Source organism: Photorhabdus antumapuensis, from assembly GCF_020387775.1.
GTDB lineage: Bacteria > Pseudomonadota > Gammaproteobacteria > Enterobacterales > Enterobacteriaceae > Photorhabdus > Photorhabdus antumapuensis.
Map to the genome: position 1 here is coordinate 2,282 of NZ_JAHZMK010000006.1, position 24,691 is coordinate 26,972.

Annotated in this window: 20 protein-coding genes; all 20 read left to right on the forward strand. The window is 41.6% G+C overall.

Translation table 11 applies throughout. The annotated features are described in order from the left end of the window. The first annotated feature begins 344 nt into the window (after positions 1-344). The 20 genes from KZ793_RS00300 (at position 345) to KZ793_RS00395 (ending at position 24,671) form a co-directional block, all read left to right on the forward strand. Positions 345-1,361, forward strand: coding sequence for a hypothetical protein (locus KZ793_RS00300; protein ID WP_225812479.1), 1,017 nt, complete (start codon positions 345-347; stop codon positions 1,359-1,361). Between the two features lie 320 nt (positions 1,362-1,681). Next, positions 1,682-2,620 (forward strand): Rpn family recombination-promoting nuclease/putative transposase, encoded by a 939-nt coding sequence (locus KZ793_RS00305; protein WP_225812481.1) that lies wholly within the window; start codon positions 1,682-1,684, stop codon positions 2,618-2,620. A gap of 1,010 nt (positions 2,621-3,630) precedes the next feature. After that, positions 3,631-4,080 carry a phage tail protein gene (locus tag KZ793_RS00310; RefSeq protein ID WP_225812483.1) on the forward strand — a complete coding sequence of 150 codons (450 nt, stop codon included), beginning with the start codon at positions 3,631-3,633 and terminating at the stop codon, positions 4,078-4,080. A 53-nt stretch (positions 4,081-4,133) separates the two neighbouring features. Continuing rightward, entirely contained in the window at positions 4,134-5,216 is a 1,083-nt protein-coding gene (locus tag KZ793_RS00315; RefSeq protein WP_225812492.1) for a phage tail sheath family protein, read from the forward strand. Between the two features lie 11 nt (positions 5,217-5,227). Next, positions 5,228-6,625 carry a phage tail sheath family protein gene (locus tag KZ793_RS00320; protein WP_225812502.1) on the forward strand — a complete coding sequence of 466 codons (1,398 nt, stop codon included), beginning with the start codon at positions 5,228-5,230 and terminating at the stop codon, positions 6,623-6,625. Positions 6,626-6,673: 48 nt separating this feature from the next. Continuing rightward, positions 6,674-7,879, forward strand: a complete 1,206-nt coding sequence (locus tag KZ793_RS00325; protein ID WP_225812504.1) for a phage tail sheath C-terminal domain-containing protein — start codon at positions 6,674-6,676, stop codon at positions 7,877-7,879. A 13-nt stretch (positions 7,880-7,892) separates the two neighbouring features. Further along, positions 7,893-8,351, forward strand: a complete 459-nt coding sequence (locus KZ793_RS00330) for a phage tail protein (protein ID WP_112876577.1) — start codon at positions 7,893-7,895, stop codon at positions 8,349-8,351. Continuing rightward, complete coding sequence (locus KZ793_RS00335; protein ID WP_225812506.1) at positions 8,348-8,527, forward strand: DUF5908 family protein; 180 nt, start codon at positions 8,348-8,350, stop codon at positions 8,525-8,527. Before KZ793_RS00330 ends, KZ793_RS00335 begins: the two co-directional genes overlap by 4 nt. Beyond that, entirely contained in the window at positions 8,514-9,197 is a 684-nt protein-coding gene (locus tag KZ793_RS00340; protein WP_225812508.1) for a CIS tube protein, read from the forward strand. The genes KZ793_RS00335 and KZ793_RS00340 overlap by 14 nt, the downstream gene beginning before the upstream one ends. Next, a complete protein-coding gene (locus tag KZ793_RS00345) occupies positions 9,194-10,795 on the forward strand; it encodes a phage baseplate assembly protein V (RefSeq protein ID WP_225812510.1) in 1,602 nt (533 codons plus the stop codon). The genes KZ793_RS00340 and KZ793_RS00345 overlap by 4 nt, the downstream gene beginning before the upstream one ends. A 12-nt stretch (positions 10,796-10,807) precedes the next feature. Then, on the forward strand, positions 10,808-11,269 hold the full coding sequence (locus tag KZ793_RS00350; RefSeq protein ID WP_225812512.1) for a GPW/gp25 family protein: 462 nt from the start codon (positions 10,808-10,810) through the stop codon (positions 11,267-11,269). Beyond that, on the forward strand, positions 11,266-11,682 hold the full coding sequence (locus tag KZ793_RS00355) for a hypothetical protein (RefSeq protein WP_225812514.1): 417 nt from the start codon (positions 11,266-11,268) through the stop codon (positions 11,680-11,682). The genes KZ793_RS00350 and KZ793_RS00355 overlap by 4 nt, the downstream gene beginning before the upstream one ends. A gap of 43 nt (positions 11,683-11,725) precedes the next feature. After that, positions 11,726-13,561 (forward strand): hypothetical protein, encoded by a 1,836-nt coding sequence (locus tag KZ793_RS00360; protein WP_225812515.1) that lies wholly within the window; start codon positions 11,726-11,728, stop codon positions 13,559-13,561. Beyond that, entirely contained in the window at positions 13,558-16,515 is a 2,958-nt protein-coding gene (locus tag KZ793_RS00365) for a hypothetical protein (RefSeq protein ID WP_225812517.1), read from the forward strand. Before KZ793_RS00360 ends, KZ793_RS00365 begins: the two co-directional genes overlap by 4 nt. Positions 16,516-16,794: 279 nt before the next feature. Further along, entirely contained in the window at positions 16,795-18,027 is a 1,233-nt protein-coding gene (locus tag KZ793_RS00370) for a tail fiber protein (protein WP_225812519.1), read from the forward strand. A gap of 63 nt (positions 18,028-18,090) precedes the next feature. Beyond that, positions 18,091-19,749: a contractile injection system tape measure protein gene (locus tag KZ793_RS00375; protein ID WP_225812521.1), complete on the forward strand. Its 1,659-nt coding sequence runs from the start codon at positions 18,091-18,093 to the stop codon at positions 19,747-19,749. Positions 19,750-19,758: 9 nt separating this feature from the next. Further along, on the forward strand, positions 19,759-21,825 hold the full coding sequence (locus KZ793_RS00380) for an AAA family ATPase (RefSeq protein ID WP_225812523.1): 2,067 nt from the start codon (positions 19,759-19,761) through the stop codon (positions 21,823-21,825). A gap of 24 nt (positions 21,826-21,849) precedes the next feature. After that, positions 21,850-22,752 (forward strand): DUF4255 domain-containing protein, encoded by a 903-nt coding sequence (locus KZ793_RS00385; protein WP_225812525.1) that lies wholly within the window; start codon positions 21,850-21,852, stop codon positions 22,750-22,752. Positions 22,753-22,798: 46 nt separating this feature from the next. Then, positions 22,799-23,752 (forward strand): hypothetical protein, encoded by a 954-nt coding sequence (locus tag KZ793_RS00390; RefSeq protein WP_225812526.1) that lies wholly within the window; start codon positions 22,799-22,801, stop codon positions 23,750-23,752. Between the two features lie 55 nt (positions 23,753-23,807). Further along, entirely contained in the window at positions 23,808-24,671 is an 864-nt protein-coding gene (locus KZ793_RS00395) for a cytotoxic necrotizing factor Rho-activating domain-containing protein (RefSeq protein ID WP_225812528.1), read from the forward strand. Positions 24,672-24,691 lie beyond the last annotated feature (20 nt).

Consider the following 24,691-nt stretch of genomic DNA (forward strand, 5'->3'; position numbering starts at 1 on the left):
AAACTATGGCGATAATGCAATGGGTCTCTCTGGGTTATCTTCTAAAATAATGAGGAAGAAATTAACCTTAGATACAATGGTAAGGACAAAAAATAAAATAGAAATTAAAATTAACAGCATTAATAAACAGGCATTAAAACTTTCCGCACACAACAGAAATGAATAATTAAATAAGGTTTTATAATAGTGCCACACTTATTTTTTTATCTTCCCGATTTTTGCTGCGATGAAAATATATAATGTAAACTACTCAACCCAACAATTGACAGAAGAACGTGCGGTATGAATGGTTTTGCCAACATAAATTACTAATATATTTCCTAAAAAAACTAATAGGTGATACTATGGTCAAAAAATATAGTAAACAAGAAAAGCAAAAAAAACGCTCATCTCAATCGGATAATACTGTTGAACACGATGAAGAAAATATGCTAGATAATGAAGAAATCATGAATGAAATTGGTGCAGCGGCAGTAAATAGTCAAAAAATGACCGTCCAAGATTTTCTTAAACTTCATAAAGATAATATTGGTGCACATGGATTTAGGAAAAATGAAGCAGATCGTTTATTTAGTAATGAAAATGAAATTCCACGCTATTACGACAAAGCAAAAAAAGACGGAAAAAGACCCTATTTAACCTCTGAACATACAATATTGAATAGCATACTTATCAATAATTCGCCCAGAGGAGAAGATGACATAAGTAAAGTATTGGAATTATTTGGACATGCTTATCAAGAGCTCGATGAAAATCATAGAGCTCATACTGGAAGTAATAAAACCGAACCAGATAGTAAAAATAAAGAAAAGGCCAGAGAGTATAACGCATACAGTTCCGAACAAGCCAGTTTGTTATCAAAAGGAAAGACTGCTTTAGCTATTCAGTTGAATCAAATTTACTATAGAGGATTGGACAGCTATCAAGACACCAGGAAGAAGAATAAAAAATATAATGAAATGGCAGACGACTCATTTTTTTATTCAATAAGTAAAAAGGATTATTATGCTCATTTGAGTGGAGAAGATGAAGTCACTATAGTCACTATTTCACCATTAGATAAACTAGAATTAGCAATATCACGATTAATGGTTATTTTAGATAGAGTACCAACCAACAGAGAATTAAGATATGTGGTTAATAAATACAATTTTACTGTTCCTGCCGGATATTTGCCATTTATTAATCATCCTGGATTCGATGATATGAACATTTTTGATACTACACCACGAATATCACCAGCTGAAACACCATTATCTCAAGAAGAGATACAAGCTCGTATTAAAAAAGGAAAGAAAAAAAGAAGTGAAGATAAAAACAAAAAAAACAATAACAACAAGAAAAGCAGTAGTAAAAAATAGAATCAAATAATCATATTATCGGGAGATGGTACAGGCAATCCCCCAGGTTCATTCTTTATAGCAAAAAATGGCAAATAAAATAGCTCTATTGGGATAGACAGTTAATAACCATACCAATAACTTTCATTGAGTAGTTGTTGTAAATATAATATTTTCTCGTTTTTTATTTTATAGTATTTTATTCTTTAGGCTCTTATATTAATGCATTCGGTAAAGATTTTCCTGAGGAAATCTGAAACAATGTTTTTTGTAACTTGGTAGAAATACTATACCTTGACAATGAGTGGTAATGACTAACTGATAAGACAGAGAAACAGATTGTGGCAAAGAAAGAAAAACGGCCTCACCATGATGCATTATTCAAGCATTTTTTAACGCAGCCCGAAACGGCCAGGGAGTTTTTATCCCTTTATCTGCCCGAAGAGATCCAGTCGTTGTGTGATTTAGCCACATTGAAACTGGAGCCTGGCAGTTTTGTGGACCGGCATTTACGTCAACTGCACAGTGATGTGCTGTACTCGGTTAAAACAGTTCGAGGACAAGGCTATATCTATTGTCTGATTGAACATCAGTCCACCCCTGACCCATTGATGGCCTGGCGGCTGATGTATTACGCCATGTCAGCCATGGCGGCTCACCTGAAAAAAGGCCATATTGAACTCCCTTTGGTGGCGCCTCTGCTGTTTTATCATGGTGAGGTTCGTCCTTATCCTTACTCAAACCGGTGGCTGGATTGTTTTACGCTTCCTGAACAGGCTGCTCGCTTATACCGCCAGGCGTTTCCGTTGGTGGACGTCAGTGTGCTCAGCGATGAAGAGATCCTGACACATAAAGGCGTCGCCCTGATGGAGCTGGTGCAAAAACACATCCGCTGCCGGGATATGCTGGAATGGGTCCCCCACTTGGTGGAACTCTTGAATGCGGGGTATAATACAGCCGAGCAGCGCAATGTGGTGTTACTCTATATTTTACTGAATGGACATACTCTGGATCTCTCACACTTTGTCCATCAACTGATTGAACAATCTCCGGAGCATGAAACGATGTTGATGACTATTGCAGAACAGCTTGAACAAAAAGGGCTTGAGCGAGGTATTGAGCAAGGCCGAACAGAAGGTAGAGAGGAAGGTAGAGAAGAAGGTAGAGAGGAAGGTAAACTGGAAACGGCCCGTGCCTTATTACGGCATGGCGTGAGTTTGGACATTATTGTCACCAGTACCGGACTGAGCCGGGATAAAATTGAAACATTAAAGCATTAAATTAATCTTCTTTTTCACAGCAAAATGCCGATATTCAAAATCGGCATTTTTGTTCTTATTTATAGGGAGCAAAATGACACCTTAAGAACATCGGGAACGCGATTAAGTGAGTTGTTTGCGGAAACAAAATCACGGTTTATAAAAAAACAAAAGTTATAATCTTATAATAAACCAATTATTGTCTTAATGAAAAAATATCAATTTTAACTATTTACTGAACTTCGTAGAAAATCGGTTAAATCGAATTACTACTAAATCTCATAATCAATAAGTAATCAAAAAAGTACCAATTCCTGAACATAATTAATATTGATTTCAAATTTCAAACTATAATAGACGTATTATCTGTCGCCCTAAAGAAACAATCTAACTTCAAACATGATTTCATTTTATCTATTTATTACTACCGTAAAAAATCCATTTTATTAGCACTGCAATAAGACTATACCTAATAGATTTAGAGTTNNAAGTGAATGAATCCCCAGGAGCATAGATAACTATGTGACTGAGGTGAGTGAAAGCAGCCAACAAAGCAGCAGCTTGAAAGATGAAGGGTATATCTTTTTCTTCTCTAATCTGAAGAGATACTTTTCCTCTTATACCACCAAGATTATTTTCTCCTATAGCGATTTGTATAATCATATTTACCTATCGATTTTTTGATCACAAATTAATCGATGAAACAGAAAATAATTCTCCATTCATCATTTCCCTACCCCTAAAACCAAATAAAACAGCACCAATACCTAAAATGGTTAACCTCTGCCATACCAACTAATAATTACCCTTCATTATTAATTAATATTCCCTCCAAAGATTCATTGCTTATAATCATGCCGCTTTATTAAATGCGAACTAAATAATCGCGACATAAATTTTTTCAGCATAAATAATAACCGCCATAAGGTTGGTTGCTGCGGTAGCTATACCCATAGCTCAGTGCTAGTCAAAATAAAGCAATAACGCTTTGTTTATCTTTTAAACGTAAATAACCAATTAAGGAAAAAATCATGGCTACAACTCCAGAACAAATCGCTGTTGAATATCCAATCCCTGCTTATCGGTTTATTGTCTCGATCGGTGATGAGAAAGTCCCCTTTAATAACGTTTCCGGGCTCGATATTTCTCATGACGTCATCGAATATAAAGACGGTACAGGCAATTATTATAAAATGCCGGGTCAACGTCAGGCGATCAATATTACCCTGCGTAAAGGTGTCTTCTCCGGTGATACTAAACTTTTTGATTGGCTTAATTCCATCCAACTTAATCGGGTCGAGAAAAAAGATATTTCAATCAGCCTGACTAACGAAGTCGGCACTGAAATTTTAATGACCTGGAGCGTGGCAAATGCCTTCCCAACTTCATTAACCGCTCCTGCTTTTGATGCCACCAGCAATGAAGTTGCTGTGCAGGAAATTAGCCTGACAGCAGATCGAGTAACCATTCAAGCGGCTTAAGACTTATTTATAAAGCTGTTTACTCAAAATATTGCATAATAATTGGAGGCAATATGCCAACAGTACCAACCTATCCCGGCGTTTATATTGAAGAAGACGCTTCACCAGCCCTCTCTGTCCGCGCCAGTGCAACGGCAGTGCCTGTCTTTGCTGTTGCAAGCAACAATTCATTAATATCAGGTAAACCCTATATTCGTGTGAGTAGTTGGATGAACTATTTGACACTAAAAAAAGGCGAGCCATTTAATCCCAAGAATATCCTTGACGTTTCACTGCGTGCTTATTTTATTAACGGCGGTGGATATTGCTATCTCGTCAAAACTCAAGACTTAGAAACACAAGTGCCAAAACTTGACGATGTGACATTACTGGTTGCTGCCGGAGAAGATATCAACGAAGTTACCGGGAAACTTTGTAAACCGGGCAAAGGATTATTTGCTATTTTTGATGGCCCGCAAAATGATACCGATATAAAAGAACCAGAAAAAGTCCTCAAATCTTATTCCCCTACTCCTTATGGCGCAGTTTATTACCCTTGGCTGACCGCTAAATGGGGAGAAAATAAAGCCGCCATTGATATTCCACCCAGTGCCGTCATGGCCGGTATTTATGCCAGTGTCGATAACAGCCGGGGGGTCTGGAAAGCACCCGCTAACGTTCCTATCCAAGGGGGATTACAACCTAAATACCCGGTAACCGATGACCTGCAAACGCAATACAACCAAGGTAAAGCGCTGAATATGATCCGTACCTTTCCTAAGAGCGGTACGCTGGTTTGGGGTGCTCGAACACTTGAGGACAATGATAATTGGCGTTATATCCCGGTTCGCCGCCTATTTAACAGTGCAGAGCAAAATATTAAAAATGCCATGAGTGCGATGGTATTTGAACCCAACAGCCAACCCACCTGGAAAGCCGTCCACCGCGCTATTGATAACTATCTCCATACCCTGTGGCAACAAGGCGGACTGATGGGCAATAAAGCCGAACAGGCTTACTTCGTTCAAATCGGTAAAGACACCACCATGACCGATGACGATATCAAGCAGGGCAAAATGATCGTCAAAGTGGGTCTGGCGGCAGTTCGTCCAGCCGAATTTATTATCTTGCAGTTTACGCAGAACATCGCTCAATAATGGGAGGCAGCATGCCAACAACACCAACTTATCCTGGCGTCTATATTGAAGAAGATGCATCACTGGCGCTCTCCGTTAGCCAAGGGAACACGGCAATCCCGGTTTTTATTGGCCGTTTCTCACCGAAAAAAACCTGCACAACGCCACAAGCAACACGCGTTAGTAGCTGGTTGGATTTCACTAACCAGTTTCATGTGGGTTGTATTACGTCAATCGACATCACATCAACTGCTCCGACTCCTCCTGAAAAACCTAAAACCGTCGAAAGCGATAACGGAGCCAAGAACGATACAAAAACGGAAACAGCAGTTGTTGCCGATGCAAAGGCCGCTACTCTCAGTGCAGATGAAGAAACTCCCAGTTACAAAGTGACTGTCGGCACCTACACAACAAGCAGTGATGCTTTAAAACTTTATTTCCAAAATGGTGGCGGACCTTGTTATATCCTGCCAATTGCTAACCCGGAAGATGCTAACACGCAGGCATTAATCCCTGAGTTAATTAGGCAAGCTTTAGAAATCACTTTAATCGTCTGCCCTGAACAGGATTCTGATTACCAGAGCAAGATATATAACAGTCTGACACCTTCATTATTAAATGAAGGCTATTTCCTTATCGCGGATAATCAGAATAAAGAAACCAAACTCAACATTAGCCCGCAATCACAAACCGCAACTTATTATCCCGCGGTTAAAGTCTCACAGCTTATTCAGGTGGCGGAGAGTGGCGTCGCGGTTTCAGGTTATCAGGATGCAAAAGTTACCAATCTGGCAGAACTCAAAAAGCAAAACTCAGAACTCTATGGGCAAGCTATCGAGAAAATAAAACAAAAAATTGCTGATAACAAACACATCATTCCTGCCAGCGCAGTTATGGCAGGCGTTTATTGTGCCACCGATGCCAACCGTGGCGTCTGGAAAGCGCCCGCTAACGTGGTGCTAAGCGGGATGAGTGATGTGGTGGAACGGCTCACGGAAGATGAGCAAGGTACCATGAATCAAAAAGGTATCAATGCTATCCGCTATTTCACCAACCAAGGTTTTGTCGTCTGGGGCGCACGTACTCAGCAAAATGATGATAACTGGCGCTACATTCCGGTTCGGCGTTTATTTAATGCGGCAGAACGGGATATCAAACAGGCAATGCGCATTGCCGTTTTTGAACCCAACAGCCAACCTACCTGGCAACGAGTCCGGTCAGCGATTGACAACTATCTCCATCAACTCTGGCAGCAAGGGGCGCTGGCCGGTAATAGCCCACAGGAAGCCTACTTTGTGCAAATTGGTCAAGGTCTCACCATGTCCGACACTGACATTAAACAAGGCAAAATGGTAGTCAAGGTTGGGATGGCGGCGGTCCGTCCGGCTGAATTTATTATCCTGCAATTTTCGCAAAATGTAACACAGTAACCCTACTGAGGCGCGGTTCGCCGCGCCTGTTCTATTGAGGAAATGAGAATGGAAATAACACAGCCGGGCGTCACCATCACGGAGAACCTGATATCCCAGAAACGAGATGAGGCATTTATCGGTGTACCGGTTTTTATCGGCTATACCCAACCTGCTAAAAACAATCGTGTTAGTGACAACACCGCCGTCAAGTTAAACAACTTGACCGATTTTACCCTGTCATTTGGTGAATCAGGATTAACATACTATTCCGTGCGTCACTTTTTTGACAACGGCGGTCAGCAAGCCTATGTACTGTCGCTAGGATCTGATAAACCACGAGACGATTTTCAATCATTAACCACTACCCTACAACAAGATTGGGTTAAACAAGCGATTTCAGCGCAGAGTGCTATCACGCTGATTGTGGTCCCCGATATTGTCTATCTGAATCAGATGAACAATCCTAATTCAGAAATCAATCAAAACGATAAAGTTCAAGTCTGGCTACAATTTTGGCAATCCGTACTTAACCTTTGCAAAAGTCGGCGCGGCATCATGGGATTGCTGGATGCCCCCGATGATCCCGCACTGGCCGCTGAATGTTTAACGCAGTTCTCTTCCAATGATCGGCAATGGGGCGCGGTATACTGGCCAAGGCTGAACAGTGCCTATCAGGAACAAGATCGGCCTGTTGCCCTTTCGCCGACTGCGGCAGTGGCCGCCATCATCCAGCGTAACGATAACCCAATGGCGGTCTGGCAGGCCCCCGCCAACGTCGCGTTAGCTAAGGTGATAAGCCCAATACGCTCTCACATTGAAGCCGATGCCCTGTTTAATCGGGATGGCCCTTCGTTGAATCTGGTTCGCAGCTTCCCCGGCAAAGGGACAAGGATCTGGGGATGCCGCACGCTAGACAACACTCCCGGTTCCCCCTGGCGCTATATCCAGACGCGTCGTCTGGTTTCCTATATCGAAGCCCATATGACTCAACTGGGCCGGGCCTTTGTGTTTGAACCGAATAACGCCATCACCTGGATGAAGTTTAAAGGTCAGGCTTACAACTGGTTACGTCAGTTATGGCTAAACGGCGGACTGCGGGGTACGCAGGAAGATCAGGCATTTGAGGTGTTACTGGGGGTTGATGAATCGATGAGCGAAGCGGATCTACGGGCCGGGAAAATGATCATGAAGATCAGGCTGGCGCTGTTAATGCCGGCGGAGTTTATCGAGTTGAATCTGACATTTGATACCCGTACCGGGATCACCCATTAAACAGGGGCAAAATATGAACAATTTATACACCCCATCGGTGTCACACCGTTTTATCGCCAGTTTTCTGTTTAACAATATTCCTAGCCCTCTCGACATTGCCTTTCAACGGATATCAGGACTCAGCCGTGAACTGCAAACCACCCAACACAGCCAAGGCGGAGAAAATGCCAGAAACGTTTGGCTAGCCGAGAAGATCCAGCACGGTAGCTTGGTACTGGAACGTGGTGTTATGACCGTCACACCGCTGACTTGGGTGTTTGATCGCGTCCTGCGCGGCGAGAAAGCCGTGTATGCCGATGTGGTCATCATGCTACTGAATGAGCATTCAGTTCCCGTAGCCAGTTGGACATTAAGTAACGCTCTGCCGGTTCGCTGGTCCACCGGCGACCTTGATGCCAATAGCAATACGGTGCTGGTTAATGCGCTGGAATTACGTTATCAGGATATGCGCTGGTTAGGAGTGAAAGCATGACTGTTGAAATTAAGGAGCTGATTATTCAGGCCAAAGTCACCGATTCAGCGAGTCACTCGGTCGCGCCACCAACATTAGCGCAGGAAACGCTGGATGACGCCCGCCTGATTGAGAAAGTGAAACAAGCAGTGTTAGACGCATTGCGTGAAACAGGAGGTCATTATGAGCTTAATTGAACGCAGCCTATCCAGACTCACCCTCACCGCCTTCAAGGACCGCGAGGGGAAAATTTCGGTAGGCAGTTTACAGGCAATGTATAACCCTGATGCCATTCAGCTCGATTATCAAACCCGTTATCAGCAAGATGAAAGCATTAACAGTGCCAACCAAAGCAGCCGCTATGTGTTATCCCAACCGGCGGGTCTGTCATTAGTCCTGTTATTTGATGCCACCATGCCCGGCAACAACACCCCGGTAGAAACCCAACTAGCAACGCTAAAAGCCTTATGTGCCGTGGATGCCAGCACTCACGTTCCCCACTTTCTTAACATCAAATGGGGCAAAATGCGTTGGGAAAACAAAGGCTATTTTGCCTGCCGCGCCAGTGGCCTCAGCATTCATTACACCCTGTTCGACCGGGACGCCACACCGTTGCGGGCCAGCGCTACCCTATCTCTGGTAGCAGATGAAAGCTTTGTTATTCAAGCCACCGAGCAGCAATTAAAATCGCCCCCGGCAACAGCGGTTAACGTAACGGATATGCTCTCCCTGCCGTTGATCGCCTTAGGCGCCGGAGCGTCTTTGGCGGGTGGTATCGATTATCTCTCGCTAGCCTGGCAAAACGGTCTGGATAATCTTGATGACTTTATCCCCGGACAAACGTTGCAAGCACAGAGGAAAGCATGAAGATACCGACGATAACGATCAAAATCGAGGGCAAAGCTCTCAGTCAATTTGCGGTTATCAGTCTGACCGTTAACCATCACATTAATGGCATCCCCTCGGTCAACATCACTTTGGGTATCGCCGGTGATGCCAGCCATATTTTTGATGCCAAGGCACAAGCTGAACTGACAAGTTGTCGCCCCAATCATCAACTTAGCGTACAGATCGAAACAGCCGTGGTGTTTAAGGGGATCATCGTTCGACAAGCACTGAGGCTTAAAGGTCAGGACAGCATCATTACTTTGACCGCCAAGCACTCATTGCAAAAATTAACTCACAACTTCCACTCGCAACTGTTCAACAAACAGAGTGATGAGGCGATTATCAAGAAGTTGTTTAGCCAAGCGGGTATCCCAGTCACGATAAAACAAGCCCCTCAGCTTAAAACGGTGCATGAACAAATGGTGCAGTTTCGTTGCAATGACTGGGCTTTTCTAAAAAATCGGCTGCTCGCGACTCATATCTGGCTGCTGCCCGGCAACGATAGCGTGACACTGGTCACCCCGGAATCACTGAATCGGTCAACCGTACATACCCTCCACCAGCGAGCTAGCCATCAAGATGCGGTGTTATTTGAAGCGAATCTGCAATGGGATAACCAACGCAGCCCCAAAACAGTGAATGTACAATCCTGGGATATTGCCCAACAAAAGCTGTCTCCAGCCCATCAGGTAAAAAGCAGCGGCCTTGGTCGCAATCAACTCGCCACAGACAGCCTGACATCATTGACCGACCAACAATGGCAATGGGTTTTCAGCTATCCATTGGACAATGAACAGGCCAAACAGCTTGCTCAAGGCATCCTGAATAACCGCCGAAGTCATAACGTATCCGGTAATTTTGAGGTCGAAGGCGATAACCGTTATCAACCGGGGGATGTGCTAGCGTTAAACGGCTTTGGTCAAGGGATGGATGGTCAGGCGATTATCACCGGTGTCAGTCAGACCATCAATCAACGGCAAGGTTGGCGTACTCGGCTAACGCTGGGGCTATTACCGGAAACAGAGCAAGTTGTACCGCAGGCGAAAGAGCTGCATATCGGGATCGTGGAAAAATACCAGCGGGATAGCCAATCATTGGGTCGTATTCCGGTCAAAATACCGGCCTTAAACTTAACCAATGGCACCCTTTTTGCCCGTCTGGGTAAACCTTACGCCAGCCATGAAAGCGGCTTCTGCTTTTACCCTGAACCGGGGGATGAAGTGATTATCGGTTTCTTTGAATGTGATCCGCGCTTTCCCGTGATATTAGGCTCGATGCACAATCCTAAAAACAAAGCGCCGTTAGAACCGAGTGAAAAAAATCCAGTGAAAACCTTAGTGATTAAACAAGGGGAAAATCAGCAGGCATTAATCTTTAATAATAAAGATAAAACCCTCGCATTGAATAGCGGAAAACATACCTTATCTCTGCAACAGGATAAAGATATCACACTTAATTCCGCTAAGAATCTTATTACCCATGCTCAGGAAATTAAAATAGAGGCCAAAAAATCTCTATCCGCCTCAGGGGAATCCGAGGTTGATATTAAAGGTGCGAAGATTAATCTAACCCAATAATAAGGTAATAAGATGACAAACAAAGCATTAGCCAACACAGTATTAGCCAATATTTACGGTCGGGGTTGGGCCTTTCCACCGCAATTTTCGATTAAAGATAATGCGCATTCTGAAATACCTACCGGCGTCACAATGGCGGAAGGGGCAGAAAACGTGCGCCAAAATATGAAAATTCTTTTTCTCACCGAACCCGGCGAACGAATTATGCGTGAGAATTATGGTTGCGGCCTGAATGATTATCTGTTTGCCAATATCCGTGACGAAATGATGGCCGAAATTCAAACTCGGATTGAAGAACGGGTATTACGTTATGAACCCCGCGCCGATATCGGCGAGATCCAAGTGAACCAGAGAACGGACGTACCCAATACCCTGCATGTTCAGGTCACTTACACGCTGAGAGGCAGCGAAATTAGCCAACAGATTGAAGGCGCCCTTGAAGTTAATGAAGGCCGGGTGCAGGTGAGCCTATGAGCAAACAACTGGTGGTGGATGGCGACACTTTGCTGTTCGAACCATTATTTGGCAACCGGCAAGTCACCATTCTGGGGCCAGCGACCATCCGGGGTAGCGGACACGCCCAAATTCAGGGCAAAAAGATCGTCATCGTAGGTGATGAAAAAAAGGTGCAACTTCAAGCGCAATATATTACCCCGAGCCACCCGGTACCCGGCATGGGGATGGTCACCATTGCTCAATTGGATGCCAGCCAGCAGGTAAACTTCTGCCGTAGTCCAGTCACGGTGATTGTCGTCGGACAACAATTTATCGCCCGTTTTACCCCGACACAGCCAGCCAATAATCCATCGAGTGGCCCGGATGTGACAGCACCCAGTATGGGTAAAGGCCGGTTTATCGCCAGTCAATATGCGGTCACTGCCGGATAAATAACCTTTTTAACTTTATTTAAATAACAAGGGTGGCAAAAATATGGGACAGGCCGAGTTAGAAAATAAACTCTCTGCTATTGTGCCAGATACGGCATTTAAACTTGATGAAAGAAGTACGCTAGATATTTTAAACTGGCTTAAAGCTTACGCTAAAGAAATTCCTTTCGATCAAGAGAAAAAACAGTTCTGGGATAGTTTTTATTTTATTCAAGCAAATAATCCTCAACAATTAGCGGATATTTATCAAAATATTAATAAAGCCGATGGCCTATTACCCGCCCATCAAGCTTTTGTTTTGGCTTTTTTAAAATTATTAGAAACAACTAATCGATTATTAAATACCTTTCCGGCCCGGCACCGTAATCTTTATTACCGGGAATTATTGGGGCTGAAACCCAAAAGCGCCCAAGCGGATAGCGTTGCTTTAGGCATTACCTTAAATACAGATAATGCAGAATATTTTATCCCTAAAGGAACCCTGTTTGATGCCGGACAGGATAGCGCCGGAAATCCGTTACAATATGCATCAGATACCGATCTATTAGCGAATCAAGGAAAATTGACCGATCTGCGTTGGCATTGGAAAGATAACACTGACTGGAAATCGGCAATAATATTAAGCCACTCAGATAATATTAAATTACCTGAAAACGGTATTAAACTTTTTAGCGAAACATCCCATGATGTCAAAGTTCAATCTACCACCATAAATTGGGGAGAAGCAAATATATCGTCACTAGTCAATAATACATTCTATTTAGGCTTTACCGATGTATTACCGGGGCAAACTTTATCTCTGTACTGGCAGTTAGAAGGCTTTGAAGCATTCTCCATATCCTGGTTTTATCTTAATAAAGACAATACATGGCAGTCATTAACCCAACGGGTTCACGACCAAACCCGCAACCTGTTTGATCGGGGAACTTTGCGAACGTTGTTACCACAAAACGCTTCAAATCAAACCTCTCTAATGCCCACAGATAAATACTGGCTAAAAGCTGAGATGGTACCCACGGTATCTGGTGAAAAACCGCCTAATTATCCAAGAATTAAAGGACTGTTGTATAACGCTATAACCGCTACTCTCATTAACGCAGAAACCATTGAGTCGGATCACTGGCTAAATGGATTAGCTGCCGACAGCATTAAACAGCCGGTAAACTCATCCGTTGCAATCAATGAAATAACTCAACCCTGGGTATCCTGGAACGGTCGCCCGCCAGAAACCGAACCAGCCTTCCTGACGCGGCTCCCAGCTCGGTTGTCTCACCGTAACCGGGCGCTAAGTTGGGGCAACATTGTCACCTTATTAAAAGAGCAATTTATCAGCCTGTTTGATGTCAAATACCCTTCTGCCAGTGAATTAACCAAAATTCCGGCACCAGAAAAACAGCAACTGATTGTGATCCCCAACAGCCGTTACAAAGATAACGATGACGCGCTGCGTCCAACGTTAAACCCCGCTCGGCTGGCAGAGATGGTCGAATGGATCAAACAACTCAGCAGCCCTTGGGCAATCATTGAGATCAACAATCCCAGTTACATTGACGTTAATGTGAACTACCAAGTGACCTTTATCGCGGGCGTTAACCCCGACTACGGATATCATCAGCTACAACAGGAATTAAGCCGAAAATATATGCCATGGGGCGAAAATGCCGCTATCGGCGTGACAGTCGGTAATCGTATTGATTACTACCAGTTGTTAGCCACGATCCAACAATCGCCTCTGGTAGAACGCGTCACGGATTTAAGCATAACCATCGCTAACCGAGTCACAGGCGCCGTAGGTAAAAGTATCGAGGCCGCCGATAATGAAGTGCTGATTTTAGTCTGGCTAGAGCAGCGTCCCTCAAACCAAGGAGTTAACCAATGAGTCATCAGGATGCCCTGTTTCCCATCGTCAAAGACGATATTACCTTTGATGCCTTACTCACTCAGGCCAAAACGGTTATTGAACAGCAATCCGGCCAATGCTGGAGCAATACCAGTGAAAGTGATCCCGGCATCACCTTATTGGAAGCCTGTTGCTATGGCGCTTCCGATCTGGCCTACCGCCACACATTACCATTGAGAGATCTGCTTACGCCAAGACCAGAGGACCAAACACTCAGCGACGGTATTTTTCCTCAGGAATTCGGGCCACAACAAACACTAACCTGTGGCCCCATCACCGCGGAAGATTATCGCCGGGCTTTGCTAGACCTGCACAGCAGTGACACAATTAATGACACCAATGAAGGTTATTTTTTCTTTAATGATGTCCAATTGATTTGTGAACCTAAAGATCAACGCTATGAATACTGGTATAACAAACAGAAACGTGAATATCGCTTTAAAAACTCCGGATCAGACAGCCAATTAGCTCTGAGAGGAAATTACTGGCTTTATTTACTCCCTAACCGGGAAACGCAGGCCGATAATAAGCTGGCTCAGGAAAAACTCAACGCTTTCCTAAAAGATAACCGTAATCTGGGGGAATCCGTCAGTCACATTATCTGGCTGCAACCTACCGATCTCCCCTTACAGATTGATATTGAACTTGAAGAGAACGTCATCGATTTTGCTGATATTTTCGCTCAAGTTTATATGACGGCGGAACAGATGGTGCTGGCAAAACCCAAACGTTATACCACTCAGGCCATGAAAGATCAGGGTTACAATCATGAAGAGATATTTTCCGGCCCTAATTTACATCACGGTTGGATACCGACATTACCTCAAGCCAAAAATTACACCGGCGCTACGGTATTAAATCTCAGCCATCTGGTTAACCGATTATTAGCTATTAAAGGTATTCAGCGTGTAACCCGGCTGGCATTAACTCATCACGACGAAACTATTACTCAATTATCGGACGATAATTGGTCTTGGAAAATCGCCCAAAGATATTACCCCAGACTATGGGGTAACGATCCACTGACATTAATTACCTCAACAAACAGCCCGCTTACCATTATTGCCAAAGGGGGAGTTAAAATTGCTGTTGCTAAACAAGATGTAGAGAAAAAAATAATTGCAGAACCCCTGATTAATACACAGCCGGAATTACTGCATTGGGGTAAACATCGTAAAGTCTTGGATTATTACCCGGTAAGCAATAAATTACCGGCTTGCTATGGATTGCAGACCAGCAAACCTACGCCACAACAAGTGCAATTGCACCAATTTATGCTGCCATTTGAACAAATGCTGGCTAACGGTTGTGCTGAACTGGCCCTGTTACCGAAATTACTGGCCTTTAAACAACGGGGAAAAGCAGTACATGGTGTGCAGTGGCCTTTTAAAACGGGTACAGTCAGCCATCGTGTTCATCAACAAAGCATTTCTAAATTAACCGCAAAACTCAGCCGCGATTCACAAATCTACATTAATGACCAAATTCAGAAGTCAAACTATATAAAAGAGGCGACAATTTTAAATCATCTGTTGGGCTATTTTGGTGCTCAACTTGCCGCCAGACCGCTCACATCAGACTCACTACTAGGTTTCCAAGACTTTCTATCTACTCAGCAAGGCTATCTGGCTCAACAACCGGAACTCATCTATCAACGTAATAATATTCGGATTGATAAAGTGTCGGCGCTACAAAAACGAATTGCTGCCCGGTTGGGTTTGGGCGGAGAATGTTTCAGAGACACGCCCGATCTGGCTAACCTGCCTTTCTATTTAATTGAGCATCGTCAGCTTTTGCCAATAAAACCCGATGCGAAATTCGATGATAAACATAAACCTGACGATCTAAAGATAATTACAGAGAATTTAAATGCTAAAAATCATCAACTCATCATCACCCAGCAAGGTACAGCAGGTCGGTTATTACAAGGTCAGGTAATTAACCTGATTATTATTGAAGGTGATAGAGAGTTTATATTACGGGGCCAAATGATCACCGAAGTGACAGAAGATTCATTCACCCTTAACACCCGTAACAGTAGTGATTTGGAACGCAATCTGTACAGAGTATATCAGGCATTTGAGGATGGTAATCTGCGTTGGCAAAATAGCCCAGTGTGGCTGGAAGATATGGATTATCAATTGGTTTATGCCGATGCAGCATCTCAAAGTGATGCTGAGGATGAACGATGGATTACTTCCAGTGCTCAAAGCCCCTTCCCTGCCATGATCAAAGTAGATGATGAAATCACCCTGAAATATGTCATTACCCCATCTGGGCCAGCCAAAAAAATATCAGCTCGTACCGTTCTCCCTGAACCGCAATCTGAATATGAACTCAAAGCACGGGTAGTTAAATTTGATCGTATTCAAGGTAAGATATTAATTAAACGCAATCAAGACTCACAGAATAAAAGCTTTCCAAAAGAGACCGAAGCATGGCGCTATTGCTGGTACTTCTCCAACGAAAAATACGCCTCGGCCGATCGCTTCTCATTTGTCGTCAGCGTGGTAGTGAATCGTCAGTTAATTGAGAATGACAAAGTTGACCCTTATAAGTTGGAATCTTGGGTGAAAAAGGAGATTCTCGCTGAATTTCCCGCGCATATTTCGATGATTATTCACTGGTTATCACCGGAACATTTTAAAGATTTTGCTAGTAGCTATAAACGCTGGCAAAACAATGGAGCTCCTTTAGGAGATGAGGCATACCATATTTTACAAACTTTAACCTTGGGATGCCGGCCTTCTGATACAACCGGTATTGGTAATATGCGAATTGCCACCGAACAACAGCGTATTGAGGTAATTGGCGAATCTGGAGATCAATGGAACGAGGAAGTCATAAAAAGTGATCAATTATTATATGTGCCTTATACCGGAGGAATAGCTAAGCTAAATGCAATGATTAATAAAAACAATAGCAAAAAATAGAAATTAATTTACCCAATATAAAAACAAATTAATATAGCATCACAAAAAATTTATTTTAACATTAAATATCTTTTCTTGTTTAATTATACAGAAACATCTATACCCAATAGATTTCAAGTTGCAGCGCGGCGGCAAGTGAACGCATCCCCAGGAGCATAGATAACTATGTGACTGGGGTAAGTGAAAGCAGCCAACAAAGCAGCAATTTGAAGGATGAAGGGTATACAAGATATTTGAATCATAATAATTTAACATCATATAAAACATAGGATGATAAAAATGGAAAAAAAACCTGATCTATCTAATACAAAATCCAATATGGAAAATATCAAATCAAATGGCCCATCAGCAGATAATTTAAAAAAACGCTTTAAAGAGGGCAGTATTCCATTACAAACCGATTATGCCGACTTGATTAATATTGCTGACATTGGTCGCCGGGCTGTTGGTAAAGCGCCCGGTCAGATAGATAATCCAAATTCAGCACTGAAACTGGATAATGGCGGTGCACTAGCAGTAAAACTTAACGACAACGGCGGTTTAAAGACAGGTGACTATGGATTAAGTGTAAAAATCAAGAATAAAAGCCTATTAGCTGATAATAACGGATTAGCAGTCAATACCGGCAGAGGATTGAGAATTAATAACGACAAGCTTGAAGTCGATAATCATCACGGTATTGAAATAGTTAACGAAGGTGTAAAAGTTAAAGCCGGTAATGGCATTAAGGTAGACAACAACGGTGTCAGTTTAAAAATGGGATGGCTTGCCAGCGGCAGACACTCTCCATTAATACTAGAAAAAGATATCTTATCTGTAAAAATTGATGATGGCCTGATTGATAGAAACAATGGATTATGTGTCAAAGCTGGTAATGGTATTAAAGTAGACAATAGCGGTGTCAGTTTAAATATTGGGAAAACTAACGATTCCCGTTACTCTTCATTAAGACTAAAAAATAATGTTTTCTCTGTAGAACTTAATGATGGTCTGATTGATAAATCCGGTGGAATAACCGTTGGTCAGGGTAATGGCATTGTTGTAGATAACTCGACAGTATCTGTCAAAGCGGGTGATGGTATCACTGTTAATTCAAACGGCGTCAGTATTGATCCCAACAAAATACTCCCCAGAGGAATGATTGTGATGTTCTCTGGTGATAGTGCTCCTCTTGGATGGGCTTTTTGTGATGGTAGTAATGGAACTCCAGATTTAAGAAGTCGTTTTGTCATGTGTGGAAATGATTTTTCTGATAAAGGAAACAGCAATAAAGCCAATGATAGTAGTAATGGAAAATACTTTTTCAAAAATACAACATCAACTAAGGTTTCTGTCAGTCTTAACTTGAAATCAACTAGTATTGGGAATGTTACATCCATCCCTTCTGACGGATTCACATTAATCCCAAACCACGTAGGTCCTTATGCGCCAGAAGCATTATCCTCACCACATAATCATAGCGTTGATGTAATTCCGCCTTATTATTTATTGGCCTTTATTATGAAACTTTAATTCTATTCCACGAATATAATTTTAAATTATCTATTATTTACTCATTACCAAGGAAATATCTATATGACGTCGGAGCCAAATCTGTTAAATCGGATTACCATTACGATTGAGGCTAATGATCAACAGGTAGCTAAAAGAGTATTGCATGGCTCCCTGCTTAATCAAATCAGTATAAATAAATTATTTAATTTATACTTTGATGAATATAATATTCATCAGGATATTTATTTAGAAACATTAACCCTCAATCTTAGTGAAATAGATTTTCATGATTTTAACTCATTGTTTCCTGCTCGCCTAAAGGAGGAACTGAATAAAGCATTCAGTCAATATCAGATAAACGATCATCAAGAAGAGATTCTACTGAATAAATCAATACCAAGTAAATTTATCAATAAGTCCTCTTTGGCTGGCGATAATAATTTCATTAATGCAGAGAATTTTATTCACTCTTTATATCAACAAGATTCCCAATTAAATACATTGGAGGTAATAACCAATAATAAAGAGATTAATATTAACAGACTTATTCATCAATTAGCACAGATAGAGAACCAATGGATATTGCTATTGGCAAAAGGTTGCCTATCTGAACACGGTATACAACAGCTTTTGGCTATCAAGCAATCCACTTTATTAATCGCCATCAACCGCAGATTATCCAAAAGAGTAAATAAACCACAACCTCAGGAGGAGCTTGTCTCCTCCGGGCAATTGATACTTAATGCACTGAAATATCTACAGCGGCATAATACTCAGGACATACCTAAACCCAATGCAAAAATCATCTCGCGTATTACAACTGAACTCAATAACGGCGTACTTAATGTTGCGCCTGTTATTACATTATTCCGCCAAACTATGACCGACAATAGTCCATTAAATAGTTGGCTGAAACAACTTTGGCAAACCGTTTCTGTTTCACGACTTTGCCAAAAGCATCTGTCGGTTGAAGAATACCAATATCTATTGGAATACTTTATGCCAAACCATACAGATAAAAATCCGCCTAGTAAAAAATCAACCATGAATAACGTTAATTTTTCAAATGTTCAGCAATATCGACATTCGACAAACCAAAAGATAATTACTGGAGATCAGCAAACATTATCAACATCGGATACCACATCGGTTACAGCAGGAAATAACCCTAACCCACTTCGAATTATTAACAAACCACACTCTGAACGGACTTTATTACCTGCACAAATCTCTCCACGCCAAGTTAGTAATGCGGGAGTATTAATTTTATGGCCGATGCTGCCCTCACTGTTTAATCAACTTGGTTTACTTGAGAAGCAAAAGTTTATTCATCGTCAAGCCCGATTCAGCGCCGTTAATTTCCTTGACCATCTAATTTGGGGAACCGAAGAAACACCGGCAGAACGTAAGAGACTCAATAACGTTCTGTGTGGATTAACGGCTGATGAAAATAGTGAATCAATCTCTCTTGAACCAGAAAAACAATTAATAACCGCGCAATGGCTGGATACCGTTATTGCTCAACTTCCCGGCTGGAAAAAACTAAGCCGCAATGACGTTCGCCAACTATTTTTACAACGGCCGGGGGAATTGCTGATTAATGATCAGGAAATTAAAATCACCATCCAGCAACAACCGTTTGATGCATTACTGGCCGATTGGCCATGGCCATGGCCATTAAATATCGCCAAACTTCCCTGGCTGGATCATGCTTTATTAATCGACTGGCAAAATATTTAACAGGTTTATATGAACTCTTTACTTAAAAATAATCACCACATGGTGACAGAATTGCGCTGGATTTATCCCCATCTGGAACGTATTGATCTGCGGTTACAACATTACTATTACCAAAACAGAGAAAAATACGATTATTTACCGGAAAGCTTTCTACTTACCGAAGATGAATTAAAACAGCATTTGGTAAAGCCACAGGGTATTCCTCATTGGATAACCAAACAGGGTGATATTATTAATATCCCTGAAATTGAAGGAAATCCCAATGCATTATCACGATTAATCGAATGTTTTGAACTCACTGAATTTGAGCGTGATGTTTTATTATTAGGTTTATTACCGCATTTCGATAACCGTTATCATGCGTTATTTGCCGCTCTGCATGGTAACAGTAAAAAACAGTGGCCCAGTTTTGCTTTAACTATTGAACTATTTAGCCAATGCCAAAGTGACCGGCAATTACTGCAAAACAGCTTCTTACCACAAACACCGTTAATCAATAACCAACTATTACGGCTCAATAATCACGAAGAGTCTATTTGGTTACAAACCCAATTTCTAACTCATAGCGCTGTCTGGCATTGCTTATCAGGCCAGCAAGTTATTTTACCGCCGCTGACAACTTGTGCTTATTGGCATTCTCCGGCTTCACATCTTTGGTATCCACAAACTCTTTATCATTCACTTGAAAAAATATTACTAAATGAAACCGATGAAATACGCCCGCTGATCATACTCAGAGGAAAACCGGATAGCGCCAGAGAATTAGCTGTCAGTCATATTATGGCATCTCATGATATCAGTACATTAACTTTAGACTTAGCTCAACTACCGGAGGAAAATAACCCTAACTTGCTGATGGACGCAGTCCGGGAAGTCAGGTTACACCATGCCTGCTTATTAATCCGCAATTTCTCTTTACTGAAAGAAGAAAAGAGAATATGGCACAACGAATTATCTACATTATTGAACCAACCAAAATTAAAGGTAATTTGTCTGGTAGAACCGAGTGATACATTAATATGGATTAAACATCTGCCAATGGTGCAAATTGATATGCCCGCACTGACTCTGGCAGATAAAGAAACCATGCTGGCAGCAAACTTACCGGATAATATCGCTCAGGAAATCAATATTACTCAGTTATGCCAACGTTTTTCATTTACCGCCGAAACATTACCGCTAATCCTTCAAGAAGCGAGTCAATACCAAATCTTACGGCAACCGGCAGGCCAATTAACAGAAATCGATCTGCGTAAGGCATTAAGTTTCCGCGCTCAACAAAATTTCGGTAAATTAGCTCAACGAATAACCCCCAAACGTAGCTTTAATGATTTAGTCATTTCCGATGCATTAGCGCAACAATTAAAAGAGATTATTGCGGCTATTTATTACCGTGACCAAATTCTTAGTGCTGGCTTTCAGGAAAAAATTGGTTATGGCACCGGCATTAGTGCACTATTTTACGGAGAATCCGGTACCGGCAAAACAATGGCCGCCGAAGTGATTGCCGGGCATCTTGGTGTGGATTTGATTAAAGTCGATCTCTCTACCGTGGTGAATAAATATATTGGTGAAACGGAAAAAAATATCTCTCGCATTTTCGACTTAGCCGAAGCAGATTCTGGCGTGCTGTTTTTCGATGAAGCGGATGCGCTATTTGGCAAACGCAGCGAAACCAAGGACGCCCAAGACAGACACGCTAATATTGAAGTCTCTTACCTATTGCAACGACTGGAAAATTATCCGGGATTAGTGATTTTAGCCACCAATAATCGTAGTCATTTAGATAGCGCATTTAATCGTCGCTTCACCTTTATTACCCGTTTTACTTATCCTGATGAAACACTACGTAAAAAAATGTGGCAAACCATTTGGCCGGAGCAACTGACACTGTCTGATGAACTTGATCTTGAACATTTGGCTAAACGGGCTGATTTAACCGGCGCTAATATCAGAAATATTGCTTTATTAGCATCAATGTTAGCGAAGCATGATCACGGTGAACAAATCGAAAATAAACATATAGATCGCGCCGTTACACTTGAATTAAATAAAACTGGCCGATTGGTTTTTTAAATATTCAATAAAATTGGAATAAACATGACAACCCTAATTGCTTCTGACAATGCGATTATTGAAGTAAATAACGCATTAAATAATATCTTATCCCAGTATCTAAATATCAATGGCAATAAAATTGATATCCGTTTTGACCTGCCCGAAATTAATGCCATCCAATCTGAACCCACCGTAAGCATATTTCTTTACGATATACATGAAGATCTGCAATTACGTTCCGCCGAACCAAGACGTTATAACCCGGTAACCAGCACATTATTACCGGGATGGATCAATATCAATTGTAACTATTTAATTACTTACTGGGAGGCTAATAACCCCTCTAGTGACAGCTCCAACCCAAACAGCCAGCCCAATAACCAAGCCACGCAAGTGATGACGCGAGTTTTAAATGCATTAATTAACAACCGTCAATTAACCGGCATTCCCGGTGCTTATACCCGAATTATTCCACAACAGGAGAACTTAAACAGCCTGGGTAATTTCTGGCAGGCTCTGGGTAATCGCCCGCGCCTCTCTTTAATGTATTCCATTACCGTACCAATGAAACTGCAAGATATTAAGGACAATATTACACCGATTAGCCAAATCTCCGCTTCTGTGCAGCAAAAACCAAACCTAAATAATTCACAAATCAATCAAGCTCTGGCAAATAAATTATATGCCGAATTGGGCGGTACAGAAGATATTCGCCTTGCCCTCTCTAAAGTGCGCCTGATAACTGACACAACAACAAATAGTAATGAAAGTCAAGAAAATATAAGCATTATTCTTGAAACTTATGGCATTACCCATTTAACTTATTTATCCAAAATAAAGGATACTCTTTCAAAATGGCAAAATAGCCAAAATGCTGTTGTTGAGATAAATGGTGTCAGTATTATTATCTCCAAAGAAAACTCTGACAAATTAATTGGAATTTAATTTTATTTCCATTTAAATCGCCCACCAAAAACTAACAGGTAATAATATGCCAAACAACAAATACAGTGAAGAAGTTAAACACTCAGGAAATAGAACGGGAAAACGCTCGATATATTCTAATGGATATAATACTATGAATAACTGTTCATTGGGATTAGGATTGGATTTACAGTTAGATAAAAAATTAAGAACAGGGAATGAACGAAATATAAAAGGTGCACAACCTTTTATTCCGTCCCCTTCGAAACAAAAACAATATAGCACCAACCCCATAGCAATGTCTGATATATTAAGTGAAAGCGCACTGACTTCACAACCGATTATTACTGATTTAATTAATCCGCAAAAAATAAACATGTCAAAAGAAGTAAAAGATATTTTAAATAACAAAGAAGGAAACGAAAATCTGGTGTTCAAGGCACTACAAATTAAACCCTCAGATGGAACTCTGCCATTCAACGCATTAAAAATTGTCGATACCCATCAAAAAGAAATGCCGGATAAAAACATGTCCATTTTAGCTTATTGGGCCCCACAAGGAGGATATGTTGATATCCCGGCACAACCCAATCTCAGTCTCCATCCACAGTATGTATTTACTCCAGGCTTTAGTGGATGTTCATTTGTTGTCGATAAAATGAATAAAGATATTCTCCGGGTTCGGCACGTACAAGGTGGTCAAGAAGATGTTGAATATAATAACCAGAATATTGATCACGGAATGGGTATGATTGCAGCAATGGAATTTCGCGATTATGGATACCACGAAGCTGATGGCAAAGTTATAGAAAATACCTATGGTTTTGCATTCTTAAAATTTAACCCAGAGGAAAAACAATGGCAACTTCACTATCAGAAAATAGCCGCTGCCCCTAATATCATAAATATAAAACCTAAATCTAATCGGTGGTTATTCAGTGAGCCTTCAATTGAAGCCAACACCTTTACCTCCAAAGATATGAAAGTCTCTGGGTATAATAGGAAGAATATCTCTGAATGATTATTTTCAGATAAATATTAAACGTAAAAAATTAATTATTATAGAGGGTTTATCAATGTTCAAACAATTTATTGCGAATAAGGTGCTTAATCAAGGCAATATTTCCCCGCTGAAAAAAAAGGGATTATTAGTGGGTAGTGACAATGCCCCAATCGATATACCGGTGACAGCACATCGTTATGACAGCAATCAGCAACTTACTCAGGCGAGGTCTTTGAGAAATAGTGACGCTGATCAGGAGAACCCTTTTCATGATGTTATTACGGGATTTCGTGGTGACCAAGTGACCTCTTCAGAATCCGGTTCAGGAACGATAGGAAAGCATTGGGGAAAAAATAGATTAGGCCGCAATATTACCGGTATTAATGTGGTTAATGGCGCATCGGGAACAGTGGGAATAAAAATTGCCTTGCGAGATATTCGGCCTGGGTATCCGGTCATTGTCACGTCTGGGGCGTTAAGCGGTTGTACCATGATGTATGCCGTGAAGGATAATTATTTCTTTGCCTATCATACGGGCCAGAAACCGGGTGATAATGAATGGAAAACCGGCCAAGATGGCGTTGTCACTACCGGTCAGAGTCATAAAGCCCTTTTATCGGATAGCAAACCAATTGCGGTTAACAAACAAAATAACGATTTGGTGAATATTTTTGCAGAGTATGATCAAAGTGTTATTACCTATATGGGAAAACAGGCAGTTGTGATTGATAATACCGCAGAAAATGTCAGTGTTTTTAACTATGATGAAATCAATCCGGGAAGACCAGTTATTAGAGCGGGCTATAGCTATGCGCTGTTGGCTAATGATAATGGCAAGGTGAGCGTCAAAGTATTATCGGAAGACGCTATCGTTTCACCGGGCAAGAAAGGCAATAGTATTGAGGTTATCAATTCACTTAAAAAACGGTTGTTATAGCCTGTCCGAATTATATTCTC

Excerpts from the sequence above, each read along its gene's own strand:
- KZ793_RS00370 (WP_225812519.1), top strand. The coding sequence starts at position 16,795 with ATGGAAAAAAAACCTGATCTATCTAATACAAAATCCAATATGGAAAAT.
- KZ793_RS00315 (WP_225812492.1), top strand. The coding sequence starts at position 4,134 with ATGCCAACAGTACCAACCTATCCCGGCGTTTATATTGAAGAAGACGCT.
- KZ793_RS00335 (WP_225812506.1), top strand. The coding sequence starts at position 8,348 with ATGACTGTTGAAATTAAGGAGCTGATTATTCAGGCCAAAGTCACCGAT.
- KZ793_RS00310 (WP_225812483.1), top strand. The coding sequence starts at position 3,631 with ATGGCTACAACTCCAGAACAAATCGCTGTTGAATATCCAATCCCTGCT.
- KZ793_RS00350 (WP_225812512.1), top strand. The coding sequence starts at position 10,808 with ATGACAAACAAAGCATTAGCCAACACAGTATTAGCCAATATTTACGGT.
- KZ793_RS00395 (WP_225812528.1), top strand. The coding sequence starts at position 23,808 with ATGTTCAAACAATTTATTGCGAATAAGGTGCTTAATCAAGGCAATATT.
- KZ793_RS00360 (WP_225812515.1), top strand. The coding sequence starts at position 11,726 with ATGGGACAGGCCGAGTTAGAAAATAAACTCTCTGCTATTGTGCCAGAT.
- KZ793_RS00325 (WP_225812504.1), top strand. The coding sequence starts at position 6,674 with ATGGAAATAACACAGCCGGGCGTCACCATCACGGAGAACCTGATATCC.
- KZ793_RS00390 (WP_225812526.1), top strand. The coding sequence starts at position 22,799 with ATGCCAAACAACAAATACAGTGAAGAAGTTAAACACTCAGGAAATAGA.
- KZ793_RS00380 (WP_225812523.1), top strand. The coding sequence starts at position 19,759 with ATGAACTCTTTACTTAAAAATAATCACCACATGGTGACAGAATTGCGC.
- KZ793_RS00345 (WP_225812510.1), top strand. The coding sequence starts at position 9,194 with ATGAAGATACCGACGATAACGATCAAAATCGAGGGCAAAGCTCTCAGT.
- KZ793_RS00320 (WP_225812502.1), top strand. The coding sequence starts at position 5,228 with ATGCCAACAACACCAACTTATCCTGGCGTCTATATTGAAGAAGATGCA.
- KZ793_RS00330 (WP_112876577.1), top strand. The coding sequence starts at position 7,893 with ATGAACAATTTATACACCCCATCGGTGTCACACCGTTTTATCGCCAGT.
- KZ793_RS00355 (WP_225812514.1), top strand. The coding sequence starts at position 11,266 with ATGAGCAAACAACTGGTGGTGGATGGCGACACTTTGCTGTTCGAACCA.
- KZ793_RS00365 (WP_225812517.1), top strand. The coding sequence starts at position 13,558 with ATGAGTCATCAGGATGCCCTGTTTCCCATCGTCAAAGACGATATTACC.
- KZ793_RS00385 (WP_225812525.1), top strand. The coding sequence starts at position 21,850 with ATGACAACCCTAATTGCTTCTGACAATGCGATTATTGAAGTAAATAAC.
- KZ793_RS00300 (WP_225812479.1), top strand. The coding sequence starts at position 345 with ATGGTCAAAAAATATAGTAAACAAGAAAAGCAAAAAAAACGCTCATCT.
- KZ793_RS00375 (WP_225812521.1), top strand. The coding sequence starts at position 18,091 with ATGACGTCGGAGCCAAATCTGTTAAATCGGATTACCATTACGATTGAG.
- KZ793_RS00340 (WP_225812508.1), top strand. The coding sequence starts at position 8,514 with ATGAGCTTAATTGAACGCAGCCTATCCAGACTCACCCTCACCGCCTTC.